The following is a 24919-nucleotide window of genomic DNA, read 5'->3' on the forward strand; positions in this document are numbered from 1 at the left end:
CGCTCCTGCACACGGACGGGGGAAGGGTGAACCGGTCGGCGCCGTACGGCCCCGCGGACTCCTACCGCGAGTTCCGGCACCCGCTCGCAGCACTCGTGCTCGCCGTCGTCACCGCCGGCGCGCTGGACGCCTTCGCGTTCCTGCGGTACGGCGCGTTCGTCGCCAACCAGTCCGGCAACGCCATCTTCCTCGGCATGGGACCGGCCGGCGGGCACCCCACGTGGCCGGTCTCGGCGGCCTCGATCGTCGCGTTCGCCACCGCCGCCGGGCTGGTGAATCTGCTCCGCCGCCGAACCCGGCCGGCGGTGGCGCCGCTCGTCGACATCGCGGTCACCGAGGCCGCCATGATCGTCTGGGCGGTGCTCAACCTGGTGCTCGCGTACGGCCGGCACGGCACGGCGTCCCGGGTGCTGCTCGCCGCCGCGGGCGCGGTAGCCATGGGCAGCCTCACCACCCTGGCGAGCCGGACCGCGGGCATCGCGACGCCGATCACGTACCAGTCGGACACCACGACGAAGACCGGTGAGCGGGCCGCCCGCTGGCTGCTCGGCCCCACCGCCGGCCGGGGCCGGGCCCGGCGGGGCACCCTGCTCGGACTGCTCGCCCTGGTCAGCTACAGCGTCGGCGGCGCGGTCGGCACACTCGCCCAGCACCGGCCCCGCTGGGTGCCGCTGTGGGGGACGCTCGCGCTGGCCGTACTGATCCTGCTGCTGCGCCGGCACCGGCGACCAGGACCGGCGTCGCGGCCCGGCTGAGCGTCAGTCCGCCTGGGCGTCAGTCGGCCTGGGCGTCAGTCGGCCTGGGCGGCGAGTTCCCGCGCCCGGTCCCGGGCCGCCTCCAGCGCCGCCAGCATGGCCGCGCGTACGCCGTGGTTCTCCAGCTCACGGATCGCCGAGATGGTGGTGCCCGCGGGCGAGGTGACCGCCTCGCGCAGCTTCACCGGGTGCTCGCCGGAATCGCGCAGCATCACCGCCGAGCCGATCGCGGTCTGCACGATCAGCTCGTGCGCCACCTGGCGCGGCAGGCCGAGCAGGATGCCCGCGTCGATCATCGCCTCGACCAGGAGGTAGAAGTAGGCCGGGCCGGAGCCGGACAGCGCGGTGACCGCGTCCTGCTGCGACTCGGGCACCCGGACGGTGGCGCCGAGCGGGGAGAACATCTCCTCGGCCAGCGCCAGATGCTCGCCGGTGGCGTACGCGCCCGCCGAAATGGCGCTCATCGCCTCGTCGACGAGCGCCGGGGTGTTCGTCATGACCCGGACCACAGGGGTGCCCTCGGGCAGCCGGCGGTTGAAGAAGGCGGTCGGCAGGCCGGCGCAGAGCGAGATGACCAGCTTGTCGGCCGGCACCTTCGGGCCGATCTCGTCCAGCAGCGCGGCGGCGTCCTGCGGCTTGACCGACACGGCCAGCACCTCGGCCTCGGTCACGGCGGTGAGGTTGTCCACCACCCGTACGCCGTAACGGTCGGCCAGCTCCCGCGCCCGCGCCGGCCGCCGCGCGGTGGCGAGCAGCCGCTCCACCGGCCAGCCGGAACGCAGCAGCCCGGAGAGCATCAGCTCACCGATCTTGCCGGCGCCGATCACCGCGACCGTGTGCACCTCGCGTGCCATCAGCCGTACCCCTTCCCGGGTCACGTGGGCACGGCGTGGCGGGCCGGGTCACCGGCCCGCCACGCCGTGCGCCGTCGATCAGCTGCCGAAGAAGACCTCGGCCTCGGCGTACCGCTCCAGCGGCACGGTCTTCAGCTCGCGGGTGGCGTCGGCGAGCGGGACGCGGACGATGTCCGTGCTCTGCATCGCGACCATCTTGCCCCAGTCGCCCTCGTGCACGGCGTCGATCGCGTGCAGGCCGAGCCGGGTGGCCAGCACCCGGTCGAACGCGGTCGGCGTGCCACCGCGCTGGATGTGGCCGAGCACCACGGTGCGGGCCTCCTTGCCGGTCTTCGCCTCCAGCTGCTCGGCCAGCCACTGGCCGATGCCGCCGAGACGGACGTGACCGAACGCGTCCAGCTCCTGGTTGTGCAGCACCATCTGGCCGTCGAGCGGCTGGGCGCCCTCGGCGACCACGACGATCGGGGCGTACTGGTGCTGGAAGCGCTTCTCGACGTAGCCGGCGACCTGCTCGACGTCGAACTGCCGCTCCGGCAGCAGGATCACGTTGGCGCCACCGGCGAGACCGGCGTGCAGGGCGATCCAGCCGGCGTGCCGGCCCATGACCTCGACCACGAGCGTGCGGTGGTGGCTCTCCGCCGTGGTGTGCAGCCGGTCGATCGCCTCCATGGCGATGTTGACGGCGGTGTCGAAGCCGAACGTGTAGTCGGTCGCACCGAGGTCGTTGTCGATCGTCTTCGGCACGCCGATGACGTTGACGCCCAGCTCGTGCAGCTTGGTCGCGACGCCGAGCGTGTCCTCGCCGCCGATCGCGATCAGCGCGTCCACGCCCTGGGCGGCGAGGTTGTCCTTGATCCGCTCCACGCCGTTCTCGATCTTGAACGGGTTGGTGCGGGACGAGCCGAGGATGGTGCCGCCACGGGGCAGGATGCCGCGCACCTCGGCGATGCCGAGCGGCTTGGTCAGGCCCTCGAGCGGGCCCTTCCAGCCGTCGCGGAAGCCCACGAACTCGTGACCGTAGGTGGCGACGCCCTTGCGGACCACCGCCCGAATCACCGCGTTGAGACCTGGGCAGTCGCCGCCGCCGGTGAGCACGCCGATACGCATGATCTGCTCATCCTCCTGGAGCATCAGGTGAAGCCCGGATAAGCCCCAGGATATGTGTCAGATCAGACCATCGGCGCCGTTGCCGGCCCGGGGCGGGCCGTCACTGCGCACTGTAGTCGGCGCAGGTGTACGCCGGCACCGCACCCCGGGCCGTTCCGGACGGCGGACGGGCTACCCGTCAGTAGCCGACCTCGTGGTTCTCCCCCGCCTTCGGCGGCTTGCCGGTCACCGCCGCCTTGGCGAAGCCGAGCAGGTTGACCACGGTGCTGCCGGGCGAGTCCCAGTACTCCGCCGACCCGGCGTGCACCTTGATCAAGGTGATCCCGGGCGTGTCCAGCCCGTCCGGGAACCACGCCTTCAGCAGCGGGCTCCACAGCTCCTTCGCCCGGCCGGCGTCCCACTCCTCGGTGGCGGTGCCGGCCACCGACACCCAGGCGTGGTGACGCTGGTCGGAGAAACCGACGTTCACCTGCGGGTTCACCCGGATCTGCCGGACCTTCGCCGAGTCGGCGTACGCGAAGAACCACAGGTCGCCCTCGAAGTCCGCCTCCTGCAACCCCATCGGACGGCTGACCAGACGCCCGTCCACGCCGGTGGTGGTGAGCAGGCAGATCCGGGCGTCCCGGATCAGCTCGGTGACCCGGCGGCGGGCGTCCGCGGCGTTGGTCGGCTCATTGCTCATGGGGCACTCCTGTCTCGGATCGGCGCAGATGCCGCTCCGGTGCCCTGGGCGGAACCGGTCAAACCTCCCGCGCCGTCATCGCCCGCCACCGCGCCAGGTTGTGCCGGGCGTCGACCAGCGCGTCGTGCCGGTCGGCCTCGGCGTCCGGCAGCCGGGGGCGCCCCCGGTCGTCCCAGAGCTGACGCAGCTCCTTGGTGAAGCGGGGGATCTCCCGCGGCAACGCCGGCATCGCGCCCCAGAGCTGGGCCAGCACGACGTGGTCGTAGGCGGCGTACCAGGCCCACAGCTCCAGCTGCTCGCCCGGCCGGTCCCGCACCGGCTCCAGCAGGAACTCGTGCAGGTCGTCGCGGATGCGCGCGCGGGAGCGCCAGGCCCGGTCGGCCGGCGACGGGAGCTTGTCCAGCACGTTGCGCCGCACCCAGGGCACCGCCCGGGAGTCGTCGAACTCGGTGGAGACCGCGTAGAACTCGCGGCCGTACTCGTCGACGACGCCGATCGACACCAGGTCGACGATGCGGCCGTCCTCGATGAATTCGCAGTCGTAGAAATAGCGGTAGACCATCGCCCCCATCCTCACCCATCACCGGCACGCGCCGGTCGCCGGGGCGTCCGCCGAGGTCGGCGGGCGTGCCGTCGGCGGCCGGGCATGGTCACGGAAGTGTTTCCGGGGGTGTACAGCACGCGACGAGAGCGTCATGATCTGATGTGTACCGCCGTCGGGCGCCGAACCGGTTGAGCTGCCTCGTACCGGGACTGACAGCTTCACCCGGTGTGCGAGTCGTGACTTCTGACCGGGGAGGGGTTGAGCCGTGGAGTCTCGCCTGCCGGAGCCGGGTGACGCGCTCACGGGTGTGGAGATGTTCGCCGGGCTTGAGCCGGAGGTGCGGCAGCGTGTCATCGCCGCGGCCGTACCGCGCACCTACCGCAAGGGCCAGCTGCTCTTCGTCGAGAACGACCCCGGCGAGTCGCTGATCGTGCTGCGCCGCGGCGCGGTGGCGGTGTTCCGCACCGCCCCGACCGGCGAGCGCGCGGTGCTGTCGGTGATCCGACCCCCGGACGTGCTCGGCGAGGTGTCCCTGTTGGACGCCTCCACCCGCTCGGCGTCGGCCGAGGCGATCGAGGACTGCGCCGCGCTCGCGCTGTCGCGGCCCGCGTTCATGGAGCTGGTGCACTCCAACCCGCGCATCCTGGACGCGGTGATGCGCTCGCTGGGCCAGCTGATCCGCCGGCTCACCGAGCAGAACGCCGACCACGTCTTCCTCGACCTGCCCGGCCGGGTGGCCAAGACGCTGGTCCGGCTGGCCGGCGAGAGCCAGGCCCCGATGATCACGATCGAGCTGAACCAGAGCCAGCTCGCCGAGATGGCCGGCGGTTCCCGGCAGAGCGTCAACCAGGCCATCGGCTCGTTCGCCAGCCGGGGCTGGCTGCGGACCGAGGGACGCCGCATCGTGGTCACCGACGTGGCGGCGCTGCGCCGCCGGGCCGGCATGAACGACCGCTGACACGACGACGGCGGGGGCCGGCGGTCGTCCCGCCGGCCCCCGCCGCGTTCGTCGTACGCCCGTTAGTCGTACGCCCGGTCAGTCGTTCGTGGTGTCGGCCGGGGGCGAGCTCGGCCCCGGGCCGATCTTCGACGGGTCGGTCTTCTTCGGCGGGGTCGTCGTGGTGGTCGTGGTCTCGGTCGATCCGCTACCCGCGGGCTGCTCCACCATGCCTTTTTCCTCCAGTTCGGCGAGGGTGACAGCGTCCACGTCGACCGTGTCACCGACGGCCCACACCGTCCCCCGTGGATCGGTCCATGAGGCGGACAGCCGGACGTGCACGGCAATCTCCCTGTCGACGGGACTTCCTGCTAGGGGAGACTAGACCCGGCCGAACAGCCGTGACGTCCCGCCGACCCGTCGGGTACCCGACTGCGCGGCCGCGCGGGACACTGGGGACCTCACGCGTACGGAGCCGGACATCGACCTCACCTGTGGACACTGCGCCCGGACCGCCGGGCCGGACGACCGTTTCTGCGGTGGGTGCGGCCGTCCGCTGGCCGCGGCCTGCCCAGGCTGCGGCCACGCCAACGACACCGGCGCCAACTTCTGCACCAACTGCGGTCAGCCGCTGCGCGACCACGCGGTCACGGTGCAGGAGGACCGCCGCCAGGTCAGCGTGCTCTTCATCGACATCGTCGACTTCACGACATACGCCGAGCGGGCCGACCCGGAACAGGCCCGCAGCCTGCAACAGGTCTACTTCGCCACGGTGCGCCGGCTGGTGCACCAGTACGGCGGCGTGGTGGAGAAGTACATCGGCGACGCGGTCATGGCGTTGTTCGGCGCGCCGGTGGCCACCGACAACGACGCGCTGCGCTGCGTACGCGCCGGGCTGGAGCTGCAACGCAGCCTGGCCCGGCAGCCGGCCGGACCGCATCCGCCGCTCGGGTTCCGGGTCGGCATCGCCACCGGCGAGGCCCTGGTCGACCTGGCCGCGGCGCGCGACGGCGGCCAGGCGTTCGTCACCGGCGACGTGGTGAACACCGCCAGCCGGTTGCAGGGGCTCGCCCCGGTCGGCGGCGTGGTGGTCGACGAGAGCACCTGGGCGGCCACCCGGCGCGAGATGGAGTACGACGACCAGCCACCGGTGACGTTGCGCGGCCGGTCGTCGGTGAGCCGGATCTGGCTGGCCGTACGGGCCCGGCCCCGGCGCGACGGGCAGACCGCCGAGCTGACCCCGATGGTCGACCGGGACCACGAGCGGGGCCTGCTGGTCAGCGCGTTGCACCGCACGCTGACCGAGCGCACCTCGCAGCTGCTCACCGTCTTCGGCCCGGCCGGGGTGGGCAAGAGCCGGCTGCTGCGCGAGCTGGCCCGGCACGCCGCCAGCCTGCCCGGCACCCGGGTCACCTGGCTGACCGGCCAGTGCCCGCCGTTCGGCGAGAACGTCACCTACGCGGCGCTGGCCGACATCGTCCGGAGCTGGGCCGGGCTGACCGGCGCCGACGACCCGGCCACCATCCGGGACCGGCTGCGCGAGCGACTGGGCCACCTCGCCGACCCGCACGCGATACGGCTGGCCGAGGCGCTGGGCCCGCTCGTCGGCGTCTCCGGCGAACGGCTCACCTCGGCGGAGACCGAGGCGGCGTGGCGGCGCTTCCTGCTCACCCTGGCCGCGACCGGCCCCACGGTGCTCGTCTTCGAGGACATGCACTGGGCCGACGAGGCGATGCTGTCCTTCGTCGAGCAGCTCGGCGCGGCGGCCCGCAACGTGCCGCTGCTGGTCGTCGCGACCGCCCGGCCGGAACTGCGCGAGCGGCACCCGGCCTGGACCGGCACGATCAGCGGGGCGATGTCCATCTCGGTGCCGCCGATGCACGACGGGGACATCGACACGCTCTACTCGCTGCTGCTCGGCCAGGCCACGCTGCCGCAGGACGCACGGGCGCCGCTGATCGAGTTCGCCGACGGCAACCCGCTCTACGCCCAGGAGTACGCGCGGATGCTGCTCGACGGCGGGCTGGCCGAGCGGACCGCCGGGCTGGCGCTCGTCGACCCGGCCGGGGGCGCCGAAATGCCGCGTACCGTGCAGGCGGTCATCGCCAACCGGCTGGACCTGCTCGACCCGGCCGACCGCGCGGTGCTCCAGGCCGCCTCCGTCGTCGGCGTGCAGTTCTGGGCCGCGCCGGTGGCGCTGGCGCTCGGCCGCCCGGCGGAGTGGGTCGAACGCGCGCTGCACCATCTCCAGCGCCGTGACCTCGTCTACGAGCTGCCCGTGTCGACAATGCCCGGACAGGCGGAGTACCGGTTCCGGCACGTGCTGGTCCGGGACGTCTGCTATCAGCGGCTGCCCCGGGCCGAGCGGGTCGCCCGGCACCAGCGCACCGCCGACTGGCTGGAGCAGCTCGCCGACGGCCGGCAGCACGACCTGGCCGAGGTGCTGGCCAACCACAGGTGGGCGGCGCACGAGATCGCCCGTACGGTCGGGCTGGACCAGACCCCGCACGCCGCCGCGACCCGGTCCGCGCTGCACCGGGCCGCACGCCGGGCGTACGACCTGCACGCGCTGGAGACCGCGGCCACGCTGGTGGACCGCGCGTTGAGCGTGGAGTGCGGTCCGGACCCGGCGCTCGAGCTGTTCCAGGCCGAGCTGGCGTTCTACCGGGACCGGGACGGCTTCCTCGACGGCGGCGGGACGGCGCTGCTCACCACCCTGGCCGGCCGGCTGGCCGGCGCGGGTGACCGGCCCGGTGCGGCGAAGGCGTGGCGGCTGCTGGCCACTGCCGCCTTCGCGCGGGCCGACCGCTCGGAGTTGATGCGCTGCCTGGACCGGGCGATCGGGCTGCACGCCACGCTGCCGGACAGCGAGGACAAGGTGGGCGTGCTGCTGGAGCTGGCGCGGGCGCACATGCTCGACGCGGAGACCGAGCCGGCGTGCGTGGCCGCGCGCACCGCCGCCGAACTGGCCGAGCGGCTGGAGCTGCGCGAGGCGCGGGCGAACGCGCGCATCACGCTGGCGGTGGTCCGTTACCAGGCCGGTGCCGAGGAGGCGTACGCCGAGCTGGCCGACGTGACCGAGGAGTGCCGGGTGGAGCGGCTGACCAGCCGCCGCCGCGCGGTGCACAACCTGGCCTGGGTGCTCCAGGAGGAGGGCGACCTGACCGGCTCGGCCCGGCTGGTCGACGAGCAGCGCTCGCTGGACCTGGCCGGCGAGCACGCCCTCACGGTGAGCTTCAGCGACCAGTGGGCCCGCTCGTACTACAGCGGGGACTGGACGTCGGCGCTGCGGATGGCCGAGGGGTCGACGCGGCGCCCGACCGACGAGTGGGACCTGCACATCGTGGCCGTGTCCGGCTGGATCCGGGCGCTCGGCGACGACCCGGCCGGGCCGGGCACCGGCGAGGACCTGGTGGACCAGGCGCTCGTCGCGGCCCGGCGCAGCGGCTTCCAGCGCGTGCTGCGCTCCACGCTGGCGCACGCCGCGCTCTGCCGCGCGGTGCAGGGCCGCCGGGACGAGGCGATGGCGCTGCTGACCGAGCTGGACGAGGACTGGCGGCAGACCAAGATGATCCCGTTCGCCGAGTGGGTGCCGGCGGTCGGTCACGTCGCCGCGCTGCTCGGCGGCGACGCCGCGGTGCTGGTGCGCGACCTGCTGGCCCACGCGCCACGGGTGACCCGCTGGGCACGGGAGGCCGGGCGGTCGGCCGAGGCGGCGCTGGCCCGGGGCGACGGGGACGCCGCGCGGGCGGGCCGGCTGCTCACCTCCGCCGCCGAGGGGTACGCGGAAATGACCGACGTCACCGACCAGATGATCGCGTCCGCGCTGGCGGTCGGGCCGCTGACCGAGGCGGACCCGCCGGCCGCGGCGGCGACGCTGGCCCGGGTACGCGCGTTCGCCGGCCGGCACGCCGCCACCGGGCTGCTCCGGATCGCCGGGGCGGGCTGAGGTCAGGCCGGGACCGGCTGCCCCACCGCGGCGCTCTTGGCCTTCTGGGCGTACGTGTCGACGTACTCGCGGCCGGACAGCTCCATCAGCTCGTACATGATCTCGTCGGTGACCGCCCGCTCGACGAACCGGTCGCCGGCCATCCCGGCGTAGCGGGAGAAGTCCAGTGGCGGGCCGAAGCGGATCCGCACCCGGCCCAGGTTCGGGACGATCTGGCCGGTGGGCTGGATCGCGTCGGAGTTGAGCATGGCCATCGGGACGACCGGGGCGCCGCTCTCCAGCGCCAGCCGCGCCACGCCGGTCTTGCCCCGGTAGAGCCGGCCGTCGGGCGACCGGGTGCCCTCCGGGTAGATGCCGGCGATGCCACCGGCGCGCAGCACGGAGAGCTGGGTGTCGAGGGCGGCCCGGGCGGCCCGTCCGCCGGAGCGGTCGACCGGGATGGTGCCGGAGCCGACGAAGAACATCTTGGTGAGCCGGCCCTTGAGGCCCTTACCGGTGAAGTATTCGGCTTTCGCGATGAATGTGACTTTTCGCTTGACGATCAGCGGTGTGAAGATCGAATCCGAGAAGGAGAGGTGGTTGCTGGCCAGGATCACCGGCCCGATCTCCGGAACGTGCTCCAGCCCTTCGACCTGCGGGCGGAAGATCAACCTCAGCAGTGGGCCGAGAACGACGTACTTCAGCAGCCAGTACAGCACCGGCGTCCTTCCCGTGTCGGTGGCGGCGGACGGGTCGCCGCGTGGCCCCGGAGGCGCCGGCGGCGCCCACGGGAGTCCGGGAAGAGGGTACGAACGACGAGCGGCACGCCACAACGCACTCCCGGAACCGGGTGCCGACGTGTCACGATTCAGGGCACGGGCAGGGATCGGCGAAGGGGGTGTCCGGTGTCAGGGGGCGGGCCCCGTCGGGGACGACGGGACAACGGGCTCGACGCGGCCGAGTACGCGATCGCGGGCGACGTCGATCCACGCGTCGGCGAGCATCTGCTCGACGTGCTCGCCGCCGGTGGCATCGCGGCCTACCTCCAGCCCTCGGCCGACCTGAACCCGGTGACCCGCACCACCACCGTCCCGGCCCGCCCGGTCGACCGGCTCTACGTCGACAGGTCGCACCTGACCACCGCCCGCGACTACCTGACCCAGCTCGCCGACGAGGGCGGGGGCGACCCGCCGCGCGCCGACGAGCCGGACATCGAGGCCGAGTGGGCGAAGATCGTCGCCGGTTTCCACACCGCCCCGAGCGCCGGCAGCCACCCCTGGCCCGCCGCCGAGGACGTGGACGACCCGCCCGCGCCGGGCACCGCCGCCGGCGGCCGGGCCGAGGAGCCCGCCGGCCCGACCGCCACCGACGTGCGCCGGCTGCCGTACGCCGCCGACGTCTCCGGTGTCTCGCTCAGCCGGGACCGGCACGACGAGCCCTCGCTGCTCGACGGCCTGGACACGTTCGGCGCGAACCTGCCCGACGAGGCGTCGGACGAGGAGCACTACACCCCGCCCCCGCCGCCCCCGCTGCCCCGCTTCTCCAAGTACGCGGTGCTCGGCGTGGCCTGCATCGTGCTCGGCTTCCTGCTGTTCCTGTCCCCCACCGTGGTGTCGCTGGTCGACCCGTCGGTGGTCACCCTGCTCGGCTTCACCGGCATCCTGGCCGGCTTCGTCATGCTGATCTGGCGGCTGCGCCCGGGCGACCGGGACGACCACGACCCGGACGACGGCGCGGTCGTCTGACGCCGCGCCGGACGCTGCCCGGATGGCGGGACGCCGCCCGCCCTGGGCGGGGGCGTAACAAGCGTGTAACTTACAGTCAGTAGGAATAGGCCGAACGTCACGTCCCGCACCGGCTGTCCGGCTTGCGACTCCTCCGGGTTGCCGGTCCCCTGCTGAGCGGAATGCCCGAGATGCGACAGAGCCCCCTCGTGGTGGTGGCCAACCGCCTCCCCATCGACGACAGCGTGGCGCCCGACGGCGCCTTCGAGTGGCGCCGCAGCCCCGGCGGCCTGGTGAGCGCCCTGCACCCGCTGCTGCGGCACACACCCGCCACCTGGGTGGGCTGGGCCGGCGGCACCGGTCCCGCGCCCGACCTGCCGGACGTGGACGGCGTCCGGATGCACACCGTGCCGCTGAGCGCCGAGGACTTCCGCGACCACTACGAGGGCTTCGCCAACGCCACCCTCTGGCCGCTCTACCACGACGCCGTCGAGCAGCCGGAGTACCACCGCCGCTGGTGGGAGGCGTACCAGCGGGTCAACCAGCGGTTCGCCGAGGCCGCGGCCCGGGTGGCCGAGCCGGGCGGTCTGGTCTGGGTGCAGGACTACCACCTCCAGCTGGTGCCGGGTCTGCTCCGCGAGCTGCGCCCCGACCTGCGGATCGGGTTCTTCCTGCACGTGCCGTTCCCGCCGCCGGAACTGTTCATGCAGCTGCCCCGCCGGGCCGAACTGCTGCGCGGCATGCTCGGCGCCGACCTGGTCGGCTTCCAGCGGGCCCAGGCCGCGCACAACTTCGCCCAGCTCGCCGCCAAGGTGCTCGGCCTGCCCGCCACCGACCGGCGGATCGGTGTGGACGGCCGGGTGGTGCGCATCGGTGCCTTCCCGGTCGCCATCGACACCGCCGAGATGTCCGCGCTCGCCGCCCGCCCCGAGGTCGCCGAGCGGGCCCGCCGGCTGCGGCAGGATCTCGGCCGGCCCGAGCAGGTGATCCTCAGCGTCGACCGGATGGACTACACGAAGGGCATCGAGCAACGCCTCAAGGCGTACCGGGAGCTGCTCGCCAACGGCGACATCAAGGTCCGCGACACGGTGCTGGTCCAGGTGGCGGTGCCCAGCCGCGACCGGGTGGCGCAGTACCAGATCCTCCGCGACCGGGTGGAGCACCAGGTCGGCCGGATCAACGGTGAGTTCGGCCGGGTCGGCGAGCCGGCGATCCACTACCTCACCCAGCCGTTCGACCGCGCCGAGCTGGTGGCGCTCTACCGGGTCGCGGACGTGATGGCGGTGACGCCGCTGCGCGACGGCATGAATCTGGTCGCGAAGGAGTACGTGGCGGCCCGGGTCGACGGCACCGGCGCGCTGCTGCTGAGCGAGTTCGCCGGCGCCGCCTCCGAACTGGAGCAGGCGTACCTGGTCAACCCGCACGACCTCGACGGCCTGAAGCAGGGGCTGCTGGCCGCGCTGCGCGCCGGCCCGGAGGACGTCGCGGCCCGGATGCGCGCGATGCGCGAACACCTGGCCCACAACGACATCCACGCCTGGGCGGCGTCCTACCTCAGCGCACTGGAGGAGAGCGGAACGCTCGTCGGCCGCCGCCCCGCCACCCGGTGACCCGAGCCCCGGCGCTCACCCCTGGGCGGGCGCCGGGTCCTTGTCCAGCCAGTCCAGGATCGCGTCGATCGGCTCGCGCCAGCGGGCGTCGAGCATCAGGTCGTGCCCCATGCCGGGGAACAGCAGCGGCGCCGAGGCGTACCGCCGGGCGGCCCTGGTCAGCGCCGTGGCCGGCAGCACCCGGTCGTCCGGGCTGCCGAGCACCAGCACCGGCGGGCGGCCCACCGCAGGCTCCGGCGACCGGCCGGTCAGCAGCTGCCACTGCGCCCGCCGCCCGGCCCGGCCCAGCCGGGCCAGGTGCCGCCGCGCGTCGGTGTCCGGCAGCTCCCGGCTGAACAACTGCCGCCGGTTGAGTCGCAGTCCGGCGCCGAAGACCGCAGGCACCGTGCCGACCGGGTTGCGCCGCAACGCCGTCCCGAACGTCCCCCAGCCGCCGAGCACCGGCGCCACCAGCACCGCGGCCCGCGCCGGGTAGCGGGCCATCGCGTGCGCCACGACCCGGGCGCCGGCGCCGTGCCCCACCAGCACCGCCTGCCGCGGCAGGCTCGCCGCCACCTGCGTCACGTCATGGGTGTACGACCGCAGCGTCGCCTCCGGCGCCGGCTCGCTGCCGCCGTGCCCGCGCAGACTCAGCGCGTACGCCGGGAAGCCGCGACCGGCGGCGTGCCCCAGCCAGTGCTCGGCGAACGCCCACGCCCCGTGCCCGAACCCGGGCACGAACAGCAGCGGCGGCTTCGCCTCCTCCCGCTCCGGCAGGGCGGCGAGCACCTCGCGGCGGGCGGGCCGCTCCGGCCGGGCCCACTCCCAGGACCGGACCACCCGCACCTGCTCGGCCGCCGTCATTTACCCTCCTCCAGCTCGTGCAGCGCCCGCTGGAGCGCGCGCAGGTAGTCGGCGTGCCCGACCTCGAACCAGTGCCGGGTGCTGTCCTTGACCTTCGCCGAGTACCGCTCGCCCAGGCCGGCCCGGACCTTGCGGTCGAACGCGGCGGCCCGCTCCGGCCGGGTGGCGCGCAGCGTGAGCAGCCGGGCGAACAGCACGCTCTGCCAGTGCGAGATCGGGAAGATGCCGGAGTCCGGCTGCACCAGGCCGACCACCGCGAGCGTGGGGTGACCGGCGGTGAACGCGTTGAGCCACAGCCGGGGCCGCCCGGAGCCGTCCTCGTCGCCGAGCACCCGGCCCTTGAGGAACTCGAAGCGCGGCAGGTAGCCGGTGGCGAAGACGACCAGTTCCGGGTCGATCCGGCGGCCGTCGGTCAGCTCCACCGCGCGGTCGTCGAACCGGGCCACGTCCGGCACCGGGGTGACCTCGCCGTGGCCGACGTAGTAGACGAGCTGGCTGTTGGCGATCGGGTGCGTCTCGTAGACCCGGTGGTCGGGCTTGGGCATGCCGAACCGGGTCAGGTCGCCGACGGTCAGCCGCAGCGTCCAGTGGTAGAGCCACTGCCGTACGCGCAACGGCACCCGCAGCGCCAGCAGCGTGTCGTTCACCTGGTCGGCGGGGCGGCCGAGGACGTACTTGGGGGCGTACCAGTAGCCGCGGCGGGTGGAGTGCCAGCAGTGTGACGCCTGCTGGGCCGCCTCCACCGCGATGTCGCAGCCGGTGTTGCCGGCGCCGACCACGAGCACCCGCTTGCCGCGCAACTGCGCCGGGTCCTTGTAGGACGAGGCGTGCATGACCTCGCCGCGGAACTCCTCCAGCCCCTCGTAGCGGGGCAGCTTGGGCGACCAGTTGTGGCCGTTGGCGAGCACCACGGCGGCGTACCGGGAGGTGCGCTCGGGGCCGTAGCCGCCGGTGCTGCGCGTGGTCACGTCCCAGCGGTCCCCCTCGACCGGCTCGACGCGAACCACCTCGGTGCCGAACCAGACGTGCTGGCGCAGGTCGAAGTGGTCGGCGTACCGCTCGAAGTAGGACACCAGCTGGCTGTGGTGCGGGTAGTCCGGCCAGTCGTCGGGCATCGGGAAGTCGGGGAACTGGGTGAACGGCCGGGACGAGATCAGGTGGGTGCTGGCGTACACCGGGCTGCGGTCGTGCCGCCAGTTCCAGGCGCCGCCGACGCCGGTCTCCCGCTCGTAGCAGTCCACGCCGAAGCCGGCCTCGCGCAGGTTCTTCACGGCGGTCAGGCCGCTGGCGCCGGCGCCGATCACGCAGACCGTGTCGCCCCGGTCGGAGACCGGGCGGTCGTCGCGGACCGGGACGTCCGTCCGGTCCGGATCGGGGCGGCCGGGGTCGGTGGAGGAGGACACCGCGAATTCTCCTTTGTGCGGCACGCGTGCCGGGTCGGAGCGAAATCCTGCCGAGAATGCCCGCCGTTGTCCAGCCACCGGATCCGGCACCCGGCCCCGCCCGGCTCCCCTGACTCAGCGTCACCGCAGAGCCGGTCACCGAGCGTGAGTGGACCGGCGGCGCGGGAGGCGCACCCTGTTTCGCCCTTTGCTCTGCAGCCACGGACGCAGCACCGCCGGGAGCTGCGCCGATGTCTCGCGGCCGTCCGGCCGGGACGCGGCCCGCCGGTCACGGTGGGTAGCTGGTGCGCATATGGCGGCAGAGCAAAGGCGGCGAAGCGGTTGTCCTGCCGACCGCCGGGCACCTGACCGTGCGTCACGGCCCGGCGGTCCGCCGCTGCGCAAGCGCGGGCGGACGCGCGGCGCAGGCGGGCGCGCGGCGTGGGCGCGGACAGGCGTTCGACGCGGGTGGACCGCCGGACGAGGTGCGGCCCGGCGGTCCTCGCCGGTCAGGCGGTGGGCAGCAGCAGGTCGACCAGGACCGGGAAGTGGTCGCTGGCCCGGCGGGCCGCCGGCGTGTCCACCACGTCGTAGTCGACCACCGTGATCCGGGGGTCGACGAACAGCGCGTCGATGCGGCGGCGCGGGTCGGCGCAGGAGAACGTGTGCCGGTCGGCCCGGTCGGCGGCGAGCGCCGTGTCGGTGAGCCCTTCGGCGAGCGTCTGCCAGGCCGGCCCGTCCGGGCCCTCGTTGATGTCCGCGCCGGCCACCACGGGCAGCGTGGACGCGGCCAGCTCACGCTTGAACGCCGCCGCCTGGGCGGGCCGCTCGGCCGGGTCGGTGGACAGGTGCGAGCCGGCCAGCAGCACGTCGACGCCGCCGACCCGGCAGTGCGCATACGCGGCGCCGCGCATGTGCCGTCCCGGCGTCAGCGGGTACCGCTGGCAGCTGGTGTCGACGACCCGCAGCCGCAGGCTGGTCAGCAGCACGTTGCCCAGCGACGGCAGGCCACCGGCCGCCACGACCATGCCGAACGACTCGGCCAGCGCGGCGGTCTTCTGCCGCCACCGGAACCGGCGCGGTCCCTCCTGGACGATCACCACGTCCGGGGCTGCCGTCCGGACCACCTCGGCCAGCGCGGCCGTGTCGTCGCGCTGGCTGTGGATGTTGTACGACACGACCCGCAGCGGCACACCCGCATCAGTCATGTCAGATCCGCCGGGCCAGGTCGGCGGCACCGATCACACCGGCGGTGTTGCCCAGCTCGGCCGGGCGCACCTCGGCGACGGGCAGGCGGCTGCGCTGGGCCAGCGCGTCGGCGAACGACCGCCGGGTCGGGCCGAGCAGCAGGTCACCGGCGTCGATCACGCCGCCGCCCACCACCAGCACCTGCGGGTCGAGGATCTGCGCCATGTCGGCGAGGCTGGTGCCGAGCCAGCGGCCGACCTGGGCGAACGCCTCGGTGGATACCGGGTCGCCGCCCTTCGCGGCGGCGGTCACCATCGGACCGGTGATCGTCTCGGCCTCGCCCCCGGCCAGCTCCAGCAACGCGGCCGCCCGGTGCGGCTCCTGCCGGGCGGCGGCGCGGGCGAAGCGGACCAGCGCGCTGCCGCTCGCGTACTGCTCGATGCAGCCCAGCCGGCCGCAGCCGCACTGGTGGCCGTCCGGCACGGTGAGCATGTGGCCCAGCTCGGCGGCGATGCCGTTGGCGCCGCGGACCAGGCCACCGCCGAGCACGATGCCGCCGCCGACACCGGTGCCGATGGTGAACATGACCATCGAGTCGTCGGCGTCGCGGGCCGCGCCGTAGCGGAACTCCGCCCAGGCGGCCACGTTCCCGTCGTTCTCCACGATCACCGGCAGACCGGTGGCGTCGCCGACGTACGTGCGCAGCGGCTCGTCCCGCCAGGCCAGGTTCGGGGCGAACAGCACGGTGGAGCGGGAGGCGTCGATCCAGCCCGCGGCGCCGATGCCGACCGCCTCCACGGCGTGACCGGCGGCCAGTTCGGTGACCACCTCGATGATGACGTCGCGGGTCTTGGCCACGTCGTCGGCGGGGGTGTCCCGTCGCGTCTGCACGAGTACCGTGCCGGCGTCGTCCACGACACCGCCGGCCACCTTCGTGCCACCGACGTCGACTCCGATGGTCAGCGTCACCGCTGCCACTCCCCTCTGCTGTGCTGCCCGGGGACCGGCCGAACCGGCCGTACGGTCCCGGGATGTCCGGTGGTCAGGCCCCGTCGCCTGGTGCGTCCGCGCCCACCTCTCCGGACGCCCGCGAGGCGGGCACCACGGGACGGCCGGCCGGTGTCCGGCTCGTGTCCGGCTCCGGCGGCCCGGCGGCGTCGGCGGTGGCACCCGAATCGGCCGCGCCCTCCCCCCGGGTGGCGGCGGACCACACGTCCTGCTCGGGTGCCGGCTGAGAATCATGCCCGGTACGGGTCGCCTCGCGCCACACGTGGTCCCCGGATCCGGCCGGTGCGGCGGTGCCGGCGTCGGCGGTTCGCTCCGGCTCGGCCGGGGTGAACGCGCGCAGCAGGCTGGCCACCCCGGCCGCCAGGTCCCCGGCGCCGGTGGCAAGCCGCTCGGCGAACTCGGGACTTGGATCCCGCAACGCGGCGATACCGCGACAGACGGGGCAGACACAGCATTCCGGCGAGCCGGTGGCGAAACCGGCGAGCGCGGGCGTCTCCGGAGCGGGGCCGGCGCCGGGCGGGGTGTGACCGAGGACACCGGAGAGGATCCCACCGAGCGGACCCCAGGCGCCGGAGCCGGGTGCGGCGGCGGCCATCTTCGCGCCGGCGAGCAGTGTGGCGACGAGGCGCTCGGCCTCTTCCCGGGCCGAACCCGGATCAGTGGTGCCCATGGTTCGGCTCCTCCAGCGTGACTACCGGGACGACGGTCGGGTCATTGCGCCGCACCGGGTGCTTCTACCCGGCGCTTGAGCTGCTTCAACGCCGCGTCCATGATCATTTTCTCGGCCTTGCGGCGGAACATGCCGAGCATCGCCACGGACAGCTCCACCTCAAGGGTGTACGTCACCGTGGTCGTCCCGTCCGGGTTGCCCACCAGGTCGTACGACCCGCGCTGGGAGCGCTGCATCTTCGACGGGGCGACCAGGTGCCACTCGATCCGGGAGATGTCCTCGGCGTACTCGTAGGCCAGCACGTACTCGTCGGCCATCACGCCCGCGTCGAGGGTGAACCGGACCTGGCTGGCGTAGCCGTCCTCGTACTCCTCGATCACCTCGGCCCGGCGTACCGCCTCGGCCCACTCGGGATAACTCGGGAAGTCGCAGATGACGGCCGCCACCCGGTCCGGTGACGCGCCGACGATGATCGACTGGGTGGAGGAGTCCGCCATGTGGGGAGGCTACCCGGCCGCCTCCCGGCCGGTCCCGCTCCACCCGCCGGACGGCGTCCCACCAGCCGGGCGGGCAACCTCCCTGGCAGACCCCCCGGGGTGTGCGGGTAGGTTTCGACAGAGCCGACCAGGCCGGCCCCCGCCGGTAGAGCACGAGGGAGTGCAGGTGCGCGAGTTCTCCGTCCCGCCGATCGTCACCGTCGGCGACGCGGCCAACCTGACCGACCCGGTCTGGGAAAACGCCGAGGTCGCCCCGGACACCGTGCAGTTCGTCCGCCCCGGCGCGGGAACGGACGCGCGCGAGGATGTCACCTGCCGCCAGTTCCGCGACGAGGTGGTTGCGGTGGCGCAGGGCCTGATCGCCGCAGGCGTCTCCCCCGGCGACCGGGTCGGCCTGATGAGCCGCACCCGCTACGAGTGGACCCTGTTCGACTACGCGATCTGGGCGGCCGGCGCGGTGACCGTGCCGATCTACGAGACCTCCAGCGCCGAGCAGGCCGCCTGGATCCTCGGCGACTCCGGCGCCGTGGCGGTGGTGGTGGAGAGCACCGCGCACGCCACCATGGTCGCCGGCGTCCGGGACCGGCTGCCCGAGCTGCGCGAGGTGTGGCAGATCGACCTGGGCGCCGTCGACGACCTGGTCGCCGCCGGTGCGTCGGTGGACCGGGCCGAGGTGGAGACCCGCCGCTCGCTGCTCAAGGCCGACGACGTCGCCACGATCATCTACACCAGCGGCACCACCGGCCGGCCCAAGGGCTGCGTGCTGACCCACCGCAACATCTACTCCGACATCGCCAACGCGGTGCCGGTGCTGCCGAACCTGTTCCGCCAGGGCGCCTCCACCCTGCTGTTCCTGCCGCTCGCGCACGCCTTCGCCCGGCTCATCCAGGTCGGCGTCGTGCACGCGCGGGCCACCATGGCGCACTGCGCGGACACCAAGAACCTGGTCGCCGAGCTCCAGGACTTCAAGCCGACGTTCGTGCTCTCCGTACCCCGGGTCTTCGAGAAGGTCTACAACGGCGCGCGGCAGAAGGCCGAGTCCGAGGGGAAGGGCAAGATCTTCGACCGCGCGGAGAAGGTCGCCATCGCGTGGAGCGAGGCCCAGGAGCTGCCGGGCGGTCCCGGCCTCGGGCTGCGCGCGCAGCACGCCCTCTTCGACAAGCTGGTCTACCGCAAGCTGCGGGCGGCGATGGGCGGCCTGTGCCGCGACGCCATCTCCGGCGGCGCGCCGCTGGGCGCGCGGCTCGGGCACTTCTTCCGCGGCGTCGGGGTGACCATCTGCGAGGGGTACGGCCTCACCGAGACCTCGCCGGCCGCCGCCGCCAACCTGCCCACCGGCACCCGGATCGGCACCGTCGGCCGACCGCTGCCCGGCGTGACCATCCGGATCGACGACGACGGCGAGGTTCTGATCGCCGGCGACATCGTCTTCCAGGGCTACTGGCACAACGACGCGGCCACCGCCGAGGCGATCAGCACCGACGGCTGGTTCCGCACCGGCGACCTCGGGCACCTGGACGACGACGGCTACCTGAGCATCACCGGCCGCAAGAAGGAGATCATCGTGACCGCCGGTGGCAAGAACGTCGCCCCGGCGGTGCTGGAGGACCAGGTGCGGGCGCACCCGCTGATCAGCCAGTGTGTGGTGGTCGGCGACCGGCAGCCGTTCATCGCCGCGCTGGTCACCATCGACGAGGAGGCGCTGCCGAAGTGGCTGGCCGGGCAGGGGCGTCCGGAGACCACGAGCATGGCCGAGCTGCGCGACGACGCGGCGCTGCGTGCCGAGGTGCAGTCCGCGATCGACCAGGCCAACCAGGCGGTCTCCAAGGCCGAGGCGATCAAGGTGTTCCGGATCCTGCCGCATGACTTCACCGAGACCACCGGCGAGCTGACCCCGTCGCTGAAGGTCAAGCGTCAGGTCGTGCACAAGACGTACGCCTCGGAGATCGCCGAGATCTACCGGGGCTGACTACCATCCGTCACGTGCCCGCCTCCACATCCCGCCAGCCGTCGACGCAGCCCCTCGCGGCGGCGGCTCGCGCGGTCCTCCTCGCGCTGGTCGCCGCCCTGACCCTGTTCGCCACCCGCGACGCCACCCAGCTCTGGTGGATCGCGCTGCTGGGCGTCGCCGGCCTGCCCGCCGTGCTCGCCCCCCAACACCGGCTGCTCGCCCCGATCAGCCGCTTCGCCGAGGTGGTGGTGCTCGGGCTGGCCGCCAGCCAGGTCGCCGCCGACACCCATCTGTCCGGCGTGACCGGCGGGGTGGGCGCCTCGGCGGTACTGCCGTACCTCGCCGTGCCGGTCACCGTGACCGCGCTGAGCCGCCGGTTCCGCGAGGGCGCCGCGCTGCTCGCCGTGGCGGCGGCGACGCTGCTGGCCAGCGCCGCGTTCACGCAGGTCGACGGCGGGCCGCAGCTCGGCCAGGTCGGCTACCTCGCGGTCTGCGCCCAGTGGCTGATCCTCGCCGGGCTCGGCCTCTACACCGCCGGCACGCTCCAGCGCGTCATGCGGGTGCGCGGCGAGGGCAAACCCCAGCCGTACGCCGAGGCGACCCGCCTGCTCACCCAGCTCCGTACGGTCGCCCGCCAGCTGCCCGGCGCCACCCTCGACCCGGGCGGCATCTCCGAGCACCTGCTGGAGGAGCTGCGGGTGGTGGCCAAGACCGACCGGGGCGCGGTGCTGTCCGCCAGCGGCGGCGGCCGGCTCGTGGTGCTCGCGCAGATCGGCGCGGACCGGGTCGACTGGGAGACCACGCTCGACGCCGACTCCGCCATCGCCGACGCCTGGGCCAGCCAGCAGCCGACCGTCTCGGCCCGCTCGCAGGCCCGGTCCCGGCGCTCCGGCGAGGTCTCCGCGCTGATCGTCCCGCTGGTGGCGGGCGTACGCACTGTCGGCCTGGTGGTGATCGAGGCGGACACCGCCGCCGCGTACCCGCCGCCCGTGGTGTCCCGGGTGACGGCGCTGACCGGCCCGGCGGCGCTGCGGCTCGAAGCCGCGCTGCTCTTCGACGAGGTGCGCTCGCTGGCGACCAACGAGGAGCGGCAGCGGCTGGCCCGGGAGATCCACGACGGGGTCGCCCAGGAGCTGGTCATGGTCGGGTACGGCATCGACAACGCGCTCGCCACCGTGCACGAGGACGCGGAGGAAACCGCCGACTCGCTGCGCACGCTGCGCCAGGAGGTCACCCGGGTGATCACCGAGCTGCGGCTGAGCCTGTTCGAGCTGCGCAGCGAGGTGGACCGGCACGGTGGCCTGGCCGCCGCCATCGCCGAGTACGCCCGCACCGTCGGCGCGTCCGGCGGCCTGCGGGTGCACCTGTCGCTGGACGAGTCCACCGCCCGGCTGCCGGCCGCCACCGAGGCCGAGTTGCTGCGCATCGCGCAGGAGGCGGTGACGAACGCGCGCAAGCACGCCGGCGCGTCGAACCTGTGGGTCACGTGCGAGGTGGATCCCCCGTACACCCGAATCGAAGTGTCGGATGACGGTCACGGCATCGGTGACCAGCGCCCGGACGGGCACTATGGCCTTGCGATCATGGCCGAGAGGGCGGAACGTATCCGAGGCCGGTTGGAGATCAGGCCGCGGCAGCCGAGTGGGACGACTGTGGCGGTGGTGCTCGGTTCGTCGCCCCGGCGCGATAAGGTGCGCGGCAGCGCCGCAGCAGCAGAAGGGGAGTAACCCGAGGATGACCAGCAGTCCGACACCGGCCACCCGTACCAAGGTTCTCCTGGTCGACGACCACGACCTCATCCGCAAGGGGCTGCGTCACGCGTTCGAGCGCGACCGTCAGTTCGAGGTCGTGGGCGAGGCGGCCACCGCTGCGGAGGGCGTGCGCCAGGCCGGCGCGCTCCAGCCCGACGTGGTGATCATGGACCTCCGCCTGCCCGACGGCAGCGGCCTGGAGGCCACCCGCGCCCTGCGCAAGTCCAGTGCGTCCATGGGCATCGTCGTGCTCACCATGTACGCCGGTGACGACCAGCTCTTCGGCGCCCTGGAGGCGGGTGCGAGCGCGTTCGTGCCGAAGACCGCCCCGGCCGACGAGGTGGTGGCCGCCGCCCGGCACGCCGCCTCCTCCCCCAGCGCGTTCACCGCCGCCGACCTGGCCGAGGCGATGAAGCGCCGGCTGGCGCCGTCCGGCCCGCAGCTGTCCCCCCGTGAGGGCCAGGTGCTGCGGCTGCTCGCCGACGGCATGAGCGTGGCCGGCATCGCCAAGCAGCTGTTCGTCAGCGAGTCGACCGCCAAGACCCACATCTCCAAGCTCTACGAGAAGCTGGGTGCCGCCAACCGGGCGCAGGCGCTGATGACCGCGCTGCGGCTGGGGCTGCTGGAGGCCCCGGACGCCCCGAAGTTCTGAGGCGTACCGCCGGAAGAGGCCCCGTCCACCACGGACGCGGGCCTCTCGGCGTTCCCGGCCACGTGTGGTCGCGTACGGTGAGCAGCCGGACGCGTAGCGACGGCGGTCTTTGCACCGCGACGGCGGAGGGGCAGAATACCCGGGTGATCCGCGCGGCGGTGACGACCGCGTGTCGCCGACACCCGAGGGGCAGGACATGCAGCGGCCGGACTGGGCACCCGAGACGATCGACATCGAGCGCCCCAGCGTCGCCCGCATGTACGACTACTACCTCGGCGGCTCGCACAACTTCGCCGCCGACCGGGCGGCCGCCCGCGCGATGGTGGAGGCGGTGCCGGAGGCGCCGCTGATGGCGCAGGCCAACCGCGCGTTCCTGCGCCGGGCGGTGCAGTACCTCGCCCAGGCCGGCATCCGCCAGTTCCTCGACATCGGCTCCGGCATCCCGACCGTCGGCAACGTGCACGAGATCGCGCAGCGGATCGACCCGGAGTCGCGCGTGGTCTACGTCGACGTGGACCCGGTGGCGGTGGCGCACAGCCAGGAGATCCTGGCTGGCAACGAGCACGCCGCGGTGCTCCAGGAGGACCTGCGCAACCCGGAGGCGATCCTCGCTCACCCGGAGGTCACCCGGCTGCTGGACTTCACCCGGCCGGTCGCCGTGATGGTCGTGGCGGTGCTGCACTTCATCCCGGACGCCGACCACCCGGAGGAGATCCTGCGGACGCTGCGCGGGGCGCTGGCGCCCGGCAGTCACCTGGTGCTCTCCCAGGCCAGCGAGGACGGCCGTGCCGGCACCGGCGAACGGGCCGAGGCGGAGCGGGTCTACCGGCGTACCGACAGCCAGCTCTGGATCCGCAGCCGGGCCGAGATGACCGCGCTGTTCGACGGCTTCGAGCTGGTCGACCCGGGCGTGGTGTGGGTGCCGCAGTGGCGGCCGGACTCCCCCGACCAGGCGGAGAACGCCGAGCGGGCCGTCTTCATGGGCGGGGTCGGGCGGCTCGGTGGGTGACGACGCGGCCCGCAGCAGGCCCGGCGTCTTCGCCCGGGCCTGGGCCAAGGCGGTGTCCGGCACCAGCTACCTGCCGATGACCCAGTCGCAGCTGGAGGAGATGCTGCAACGGCTCACCGACCGGCTGGCCCAGGCGCTGCGCGCCGAACCGTTCGACCTGCGGATCGGCCAGCAGGTCGGCGCGGAGCTGGTGCAGGCGCACATCGCCTCCGCGGAAGGGCTGGGCCGCACCGTCGAGGTGATCCAGCTGCGCCTGGTTCGCGACCTCGACCTGGTCGTCGACGACGTCGAGGACCGGATGGCCCGGCTGCTCGCCACGGTCGCCACCGGGTACGCCCGCGCCCTGCGCGACCGCACGCTGGACGAGCAGGAGTCCATCCGCCGGGCCGCCATGATGGCCCGTGCGCAGGCGGAACGGGCGCTGCGCGACAGCGAGGCCCGGTTCCGGCACCAGGCCACTCACGACCCGCTCACCGGCCTGCCGAACCGCACGCTGTTCACCGAACGGCTGACCGCCGCGATCACCGCGCCGGGGCGGGGCGCCGACCGGGTCGGTGTCTGCTTCCTCGACCTGGACCGGTTCAAGGTCGTCAACGACTCCCTCGGCCACCAGATCGGCGACTCGCTGCTGGTGACGGTGGCGCAGCGCCTGCACCGGGCGCTCGGCGAGCACCTGGTGGCCCGGCTCGGCGGCGACGAGTTCGTGATCCTGGTCGAACGCACCGCCGGCACCGACGACGCGGTGAAGGTCGCCGAGGCGGCCCTCGCCGCGGTACGCGAACCGGCGCTCGTCGACGGCCACGAGCTGACCGTCTCCGCCAGCATCGGCATCGTGGAGCGCCCGGTCGCGGGCACCTCGCCGATGGACCTGATGCGCGCGGCCGACAGCACGCTGCACTGGGCCAAGGCCGCCGGCGGGGCCCGCTGGTCGCTGTTCGACGCCGACCGCAACCGCCGCGACCTGGCCCGGTACGCGCTGTCCGCGGCGATCCCCGCCGCGCTGGACCGGGGCGAGTTCTACCTCGACTACCAGCCGCTGACGTCGTTGCGCGACGGGCGGGTGCTCGGCATGGAGGCGCTGGTGCGCTGGCGTCACCCGGAGCTGGGTGTGCTGCGGCCGGACAGCTTCATCCCGCTGGCCGAGGAGACCGGGTTGATCGTCCGGCTCGGCAGCTGGGTGCTGGCCGAGGCGTGCCGCGAGGCGGGCACCTGGCCGGACGCGGAGGGCGACGCGCCGTTCGTCAGCGTCAACCTCGCCGTCCGGCAGTTGCACCGCACCGACCTGGTGACCGAGGTACGCGGCGTGCTCGGGCGCACCGGCCTGCCGCCGCACCGGCTGCAACTGGAGATCACCGAGAGCACCATGATGAGCACAGTGGTCGAGCCGGTGCGGGCCCTGCGGGTGCTCGGCGACCTCGGTGTCCGGGTCGCCATCGACGACTTCGGAACCGGCTACTGCAACCTCGCGTACCTGCGGGACCTGCCGGTCGACGAGCTGAAGGTGGCGGGCGAGTTCGTGACCGGCCTGCGCGCGCCGGGCAGCGGCACCGACGAGCGGATCCTCGCCTCGCTCGTCTCGCTGGCGCACGCGCTGGACCTCACAGTCACCGCCGAGGGCGTGGAGACGGCCGACCAGGCCGACCGGCTGCGCGCGATCGGCTGCGACGCCGGGCAGGGCTGGCACTTCGGCCGTCCCGGCCCGGCCGCGCCGCACCTGGGCCGGGTGCCCGCCCACGTCGACGCGGCCTCCTGACGCGGCCGTCGCCCTGACCCGGCCGCCGCCTGACCCGGCCGGCCCGCAGTTGCCCTGATCCGGCCGGCACGCGG

The 24919-nt window shown here is 73.7% G+C and carries 22 protein-coding genes; 10 read left to right on the forward strand and 12 right to left on the reverse strand.

Going from position 1 to position 24919, the window contains the following annotated elements; genetic code table 11:
• Window positions 1–26 precede the first annotated feature (26 nt).
• Window positions 27–755 carry a YoaK family protein gene (locus MICAU_RS22565; protein WP_244879653.1) on the forward strand — a complete coding sequence of 243 codons (729 nt, stop codon included), beginning with the start codon at window positions 27–29 and terminating at the stop codon, window positions 753–755.
• A 35-nt stretch (window positions 756–790) separates the two neighbouring features.
• Here MICAU_RS22565 and proC read toward each other — a convergent pair whose 3' ends face one another.
• From proC to MICAU_RS22585, 4 genes are all read right to left on the reverse strand, one after another.
• A complete protein-coding gene (gene proC / locus MICAU_RS22570) occupies window positions 791–1609 on the reverse strand; it encodes a pyrroline-5-carboxylate reductase (protein WP_013287660.1) in 819 nt (272 codons plus the stop codon).
• A 78-nt stretch (window positions 1610–1687) separates the two neighbouring features.
• The gene (locus tag MICAU_RS22575; protein ID WP_041799310.1) at window positions 1688–2716 is read right to left on the reverse strand and encodes a 6-phosphofructokinase; all 1029 of its coding nucleotides are present in this window, start codon (window positions 2714–2716) and stop codon (window positions 1688–1690) included.
• 178 nt (window positions 2717–2894) lie between these two features.
• Complete coding sequence (locus MICAU_RS22580) at window positions 2895–3398, reverse strand: pyridoxamine 5'-phosphate oxidase family protein (RefSeq protein ID WP_013287662.1); 504 nt, start codon at window positions 3396–3398, stop codon at window positions 2895–2897.
• A gap of 58 nt (window positions 3399–3456) precedes the next feature.
• Window positions 3457–3960: a polyadenylate-specific 3'-exoribonuclease AS gene (locus MICAU_RS22585; protein ID WP_013287663.1), complete on the reverse strand. Its 504-nt coding sequence runs from the start codon at window positions 3958–3960 to the stop codon at window positions 3457–3459.
• Between the two features lie 247 nt (window positions 3961–4207).
• On the opposite strand from MICAU_RS22585, the gene MICAU_RS22590 reads away from it, so the two are divergent.
• Window positions 4208–4900 (forward strand): Crp/Fnr family transcriptional regulator, encoded by a 693-nt coding sequence (locus tag MICAU_RS22590; protein WP_013287664.1) that lies wholly within the window; start codon window positions 4208–4210, stop codon window positions 4898–4900.
• A gap of 78 nt (window positions 4901–4978) precedes the next feature.
• Here MICAU_RS22590 and MICAU_RS22595 read toward each other — a convergent pair whose 3' ends face one another.
• Complete coding sequence (locus tag MICAU_RS22595) at window positions 4979–5221, reverse strand: hypothetical protein (protein WP_013287665.1); 243 nt, start codon at window positions 5219–5221, stop codon at window positions 4979–4981.
• A 139-nt stretch (window positions 5222–5360) separates the two neighbouring features.
• Here MICAU_RS22595 and MICAU_RS22600 point away from each other — a divergent pair, with 139 nt between their 5' ends.
• A complete protein-coding gene (locus MICAU_RS22600) occupies window positions 5361–8828 on the forward strand; it encodes an ATP-binding protein (RefSeq protein WP_083791340.1) in 3468 nt (1155 codons plus the stop codon).
• A gap of 2 nt (window positions 8829–8830) precedes the next feature.
• Here MICAU_RS22600 and MICAU_RS22605 read toward each other — a convergent pair whose 3' ends face one another.
• Window positions 8831–9526, reverse strand: a complete 696-nt coding sequence (locus MICAU_RS22605; protein WP_013287667.1) for a lysophospholipid acyltransferase family protein — start codon at window positions 9524–9526, stop codon at window positions 8831–8833.
• A 186-nt stretch (window positions 9527–9712) separates the two neighbouring features.
• Between MICAU_RS22605 and MICAU_RS22610 the strand changes: the two genes are divergently transcribed.
• Window positions 9713–10552: a DUF308 domain-containing protein gene (locus MICAU_RS22610; RefSeq protein ID WP_013287668.1), complete on the forward strand. Its 840-nt coding sequence runs from the start codon at window positions 9713–9715 to the stop codon at window positions 10550–10552.
• Window positions 10553–10722: 170 nt separating this feature from the next.
• Window positions 10723–12141 carry an alpha,alpha-trehalose-phosphate synthase (UDP-forming) gene (locus tag MICAU_RS22615; protein WP_013287669.1) on the forward strand — a complete coding sequence of 473 codons (1419 nt, stop codon included), beginning with the start codon at window positions 10723–10725 and terminating at the stop codon, window positions 12139–12141.
• Window positions 12142–12156: 15 nt separating this feature from the next.
• Here the strand turns inward: MICAU_RS22615 and MICAU_RS22620 are convergent, their stop codons facing one another.
• The 6 genes from MICAU_RS22620 to MICAU_RS22645 all read right to left on the reverse strand — a co-directional run bounded on the left by MICAU_RS22620 (window position 12157) and on the right by MICAU_RS22645 (window position 17729).
• Entirely contained in the window at window positions 12157–12984 is an 828-nt protein-coding gene (locus MICAU_RS22620) for an alpha/beta hydrolase (RefSeq protein ID WP_013287670.1), read from the reverse strand.
• Window positions 12981–14387, reverse strand: a complete 1407-nt coding sequence (locus tag MICAU_RS22625; RefSeq protein WP_013287671.1) for a flavin-containing monooxygenase — start codon at window positions 14385–14387, stop codon at window positions 12981–12983. Before MICAU_RS22625 ends, MICAU_RS22620 begins: the two co-directional genes overlap by 4 nt.
• A 488-nt stretch (window positions 14388–14875) precedes the next feature.
• Entirely contained in the window at window positions 14876–15574 is a 699-nt protein-coding gene (locus tag MICAU_RS22630) for an endonuclease/exonuclease/phosphatase family protein (protein WP_013287672.1), read from the reverse strand.
• Between the two features lies 1 nt (window position 15575).
• Window positions 15576–16523 (reverse strand): ROK family glucokinase, encoded by a 948-nt coding sequence (locus tag MICAU_RS22635; protein ID WP_013287673.1) that lies wholly within the window; start codon window positions 16521–16523, stop codon window positions 15576–15578.
• 73 nt (window positions 16524–16596) lie between these two features.
• On the reverse strand, window positions 16597–17232 hold the full coding sequence (locus MICAU_RS22640; RefSeq protein WP_013287674.1) for a hypothetical protein: 636 nt from the start codon (window positions 17230–17232) through the stop codon (window positions 16597–16599).
• A gap of 41 nt (window positions 17233–17273) precedes the next feature.
• Entirely contained in the window at window positions 17274–17729 is a 456-nt protein-coding gene (locus MICAU_RS22645; protein WP_013287675.1) for an SRPBCC family protein, read from the reverse strand.
• A gap of 166 nt (window positions 17730–17895) precedes the next feature.
• On the opposite strand from MICAU_RS22645, the gene MICAU_RS22650 reads away from it, so the two are divergent.
• The 5 genes from MICAU_RS22650 to MICAU_RS22670 all read left to right on the forward strand — a co-directional run bounded on the left by MICAU_RS22650 (window position 17896) and on the right by MICAU_RS22670 (window position 24845).
• Window positions 17896–19698, forward strand: coding sequence for an AMP-dependent synthetase/ligase (locus MICAU_RS22650; protein WP_013287676.1), 1803 nt, complete (start codon window positions 17896–17898; stop codon window positions 19696–19698).
• Window positions 19699–19712: 14 nt separating this feature from the next.
• On the forward strand, window positions 19713–21407 hold the full coding sequence (locus MICAU_RS22655; RefSeq protein ID WP_013287677.1) for a sensor histidine kinase: 1695 nt from the start codon (window positions 19713–19715) through the stop codon (window positions 21405–21407).
• Between the two features lie 7 nt (window positions 21408–21414).
• Window positions 21415–22083, forward strand: coding sequence for a response regulator transcription factor (locus tag MICAU_RS22660; RefSeq protein WP_013287678.1), 669 nt, complete (start codon window positions 21415–21417; stop codon window positions 22081–22083).
• 196 nt (window positions 22084–22279) lie between these two features.
• Window positions 22280–23092: an SAM-dependent methyltransferase gene (locus MICAU_RS22665; protein WP_013287679.1), complete on the forward strand. Its 813-nt coding sequence runs from the start codon at window positions 22280–22282 to the stop codon at window positions 23090–23092.
• 76 nt (window positions 23093–23168) lie between these two features.
• Entirely contained in the window at window positions 23169–24845 is a 1677-nt protein-coding gene (locus MICAU_RS22670; protein WP_225319615.1) for a putative bifunctional diguanylate cyclase/phosphodiesterase, read from the forward strand.
• Window positions 24846–24919: the final 74 nt, after the last annotated feature.

This window comes from Micromonospora aurantiaca ATCC 27029 (genome assembly GCF_000145235.1).
Classification (GTDB): Bacteria; Actinomycetota; Actinomycetes; order Mycobacteriales; family Micromonosporaceae; genus Micromonospora; species Micromonospora aurantiaca.

Coding starts and splice junctions, on each gene's coding strand:
- proC (WP_013287660.1), bottom strand. CDS start 1,609: ATGGCACGCGAGGTGCACACGGTCGCGGTGATCGGCGCCGGCAAGATC.
- MICAU_RS22575 (WP_041799310.1), bottom strand. CDS start 2,716: ATGCGTATCGGCGTGCTCACCGGCGGCGGCGACTGCCCAGGTCTCAAC.
- MICAU_RS22580 (WP_013287662.1), bottom strand. CDS start 3,398: ATGAGCAATGAGCCGACCAACGCCGCGGACGCCCGCCGCCGGGTCACC.
- MICAU_RS22585 (WP_013287663.1), bottom strand. CDS start 3,960: ATGGTCTACCGCTATTTCTACGACTGCGAATTCATCGAGGACGGCCGC.
- MICAU_RS22615 (WP_013287669.1), top strand. CDS start 10,723: ATGCGACAGAGCCCCCTCGTGGTGGTGGCCAACCGCCTCCCCATCGAC.
- MICAU_RS22620 (WP_013287670.1), bottom strand. CDS start 12,984: ATGACGGCGGCCGAGCAGGTGCGGGTGGTCCGGTCCTGGGAGTGGGCC.
- MICAU_RS22630 (WP_013287672.1), bottom strand. CDS start 15,574: ATGACTGATGCGGGTGTGCCGCTGCGGGTCGTGTCGTACAACATCCAC.
- MICAU_RS22640 (WP_013287674.1), bottom strand. CDS start 17,232: ATGGGCACCACTGATCCGGGTTCGGCCCGGGAAGAGGCCGAGCGCCTC.
- MICAU_RS22645 (WP_013287675.1), bottom strand. CDS start 17,729: ATGGCGGACTCCTCCACCCAGTCGATCATCGTCGGCGCGTCACCGGAC.
- MICAU_RS22660 (WP_013287678.1), top strand. CDS start 21,415: ATGACCAGCAGTCCGACACCGGCCACCCGTACCAAGGTTCTCCTGGTC.
- MICAU_RS22665 (WP_013287679.1), top strand. CDS start 22,280: ATGCAGCGGCCGGACTGGGCACCCGAGACGATCGACATCGAGCGCCCC.
- MICAU_RS22670 (WP_225319615.1), top strand. CDS start 23,169: ATGACCCAGTCGCAGCTGGAGGAGATGCTGCAACGGCTCACCGACCGG.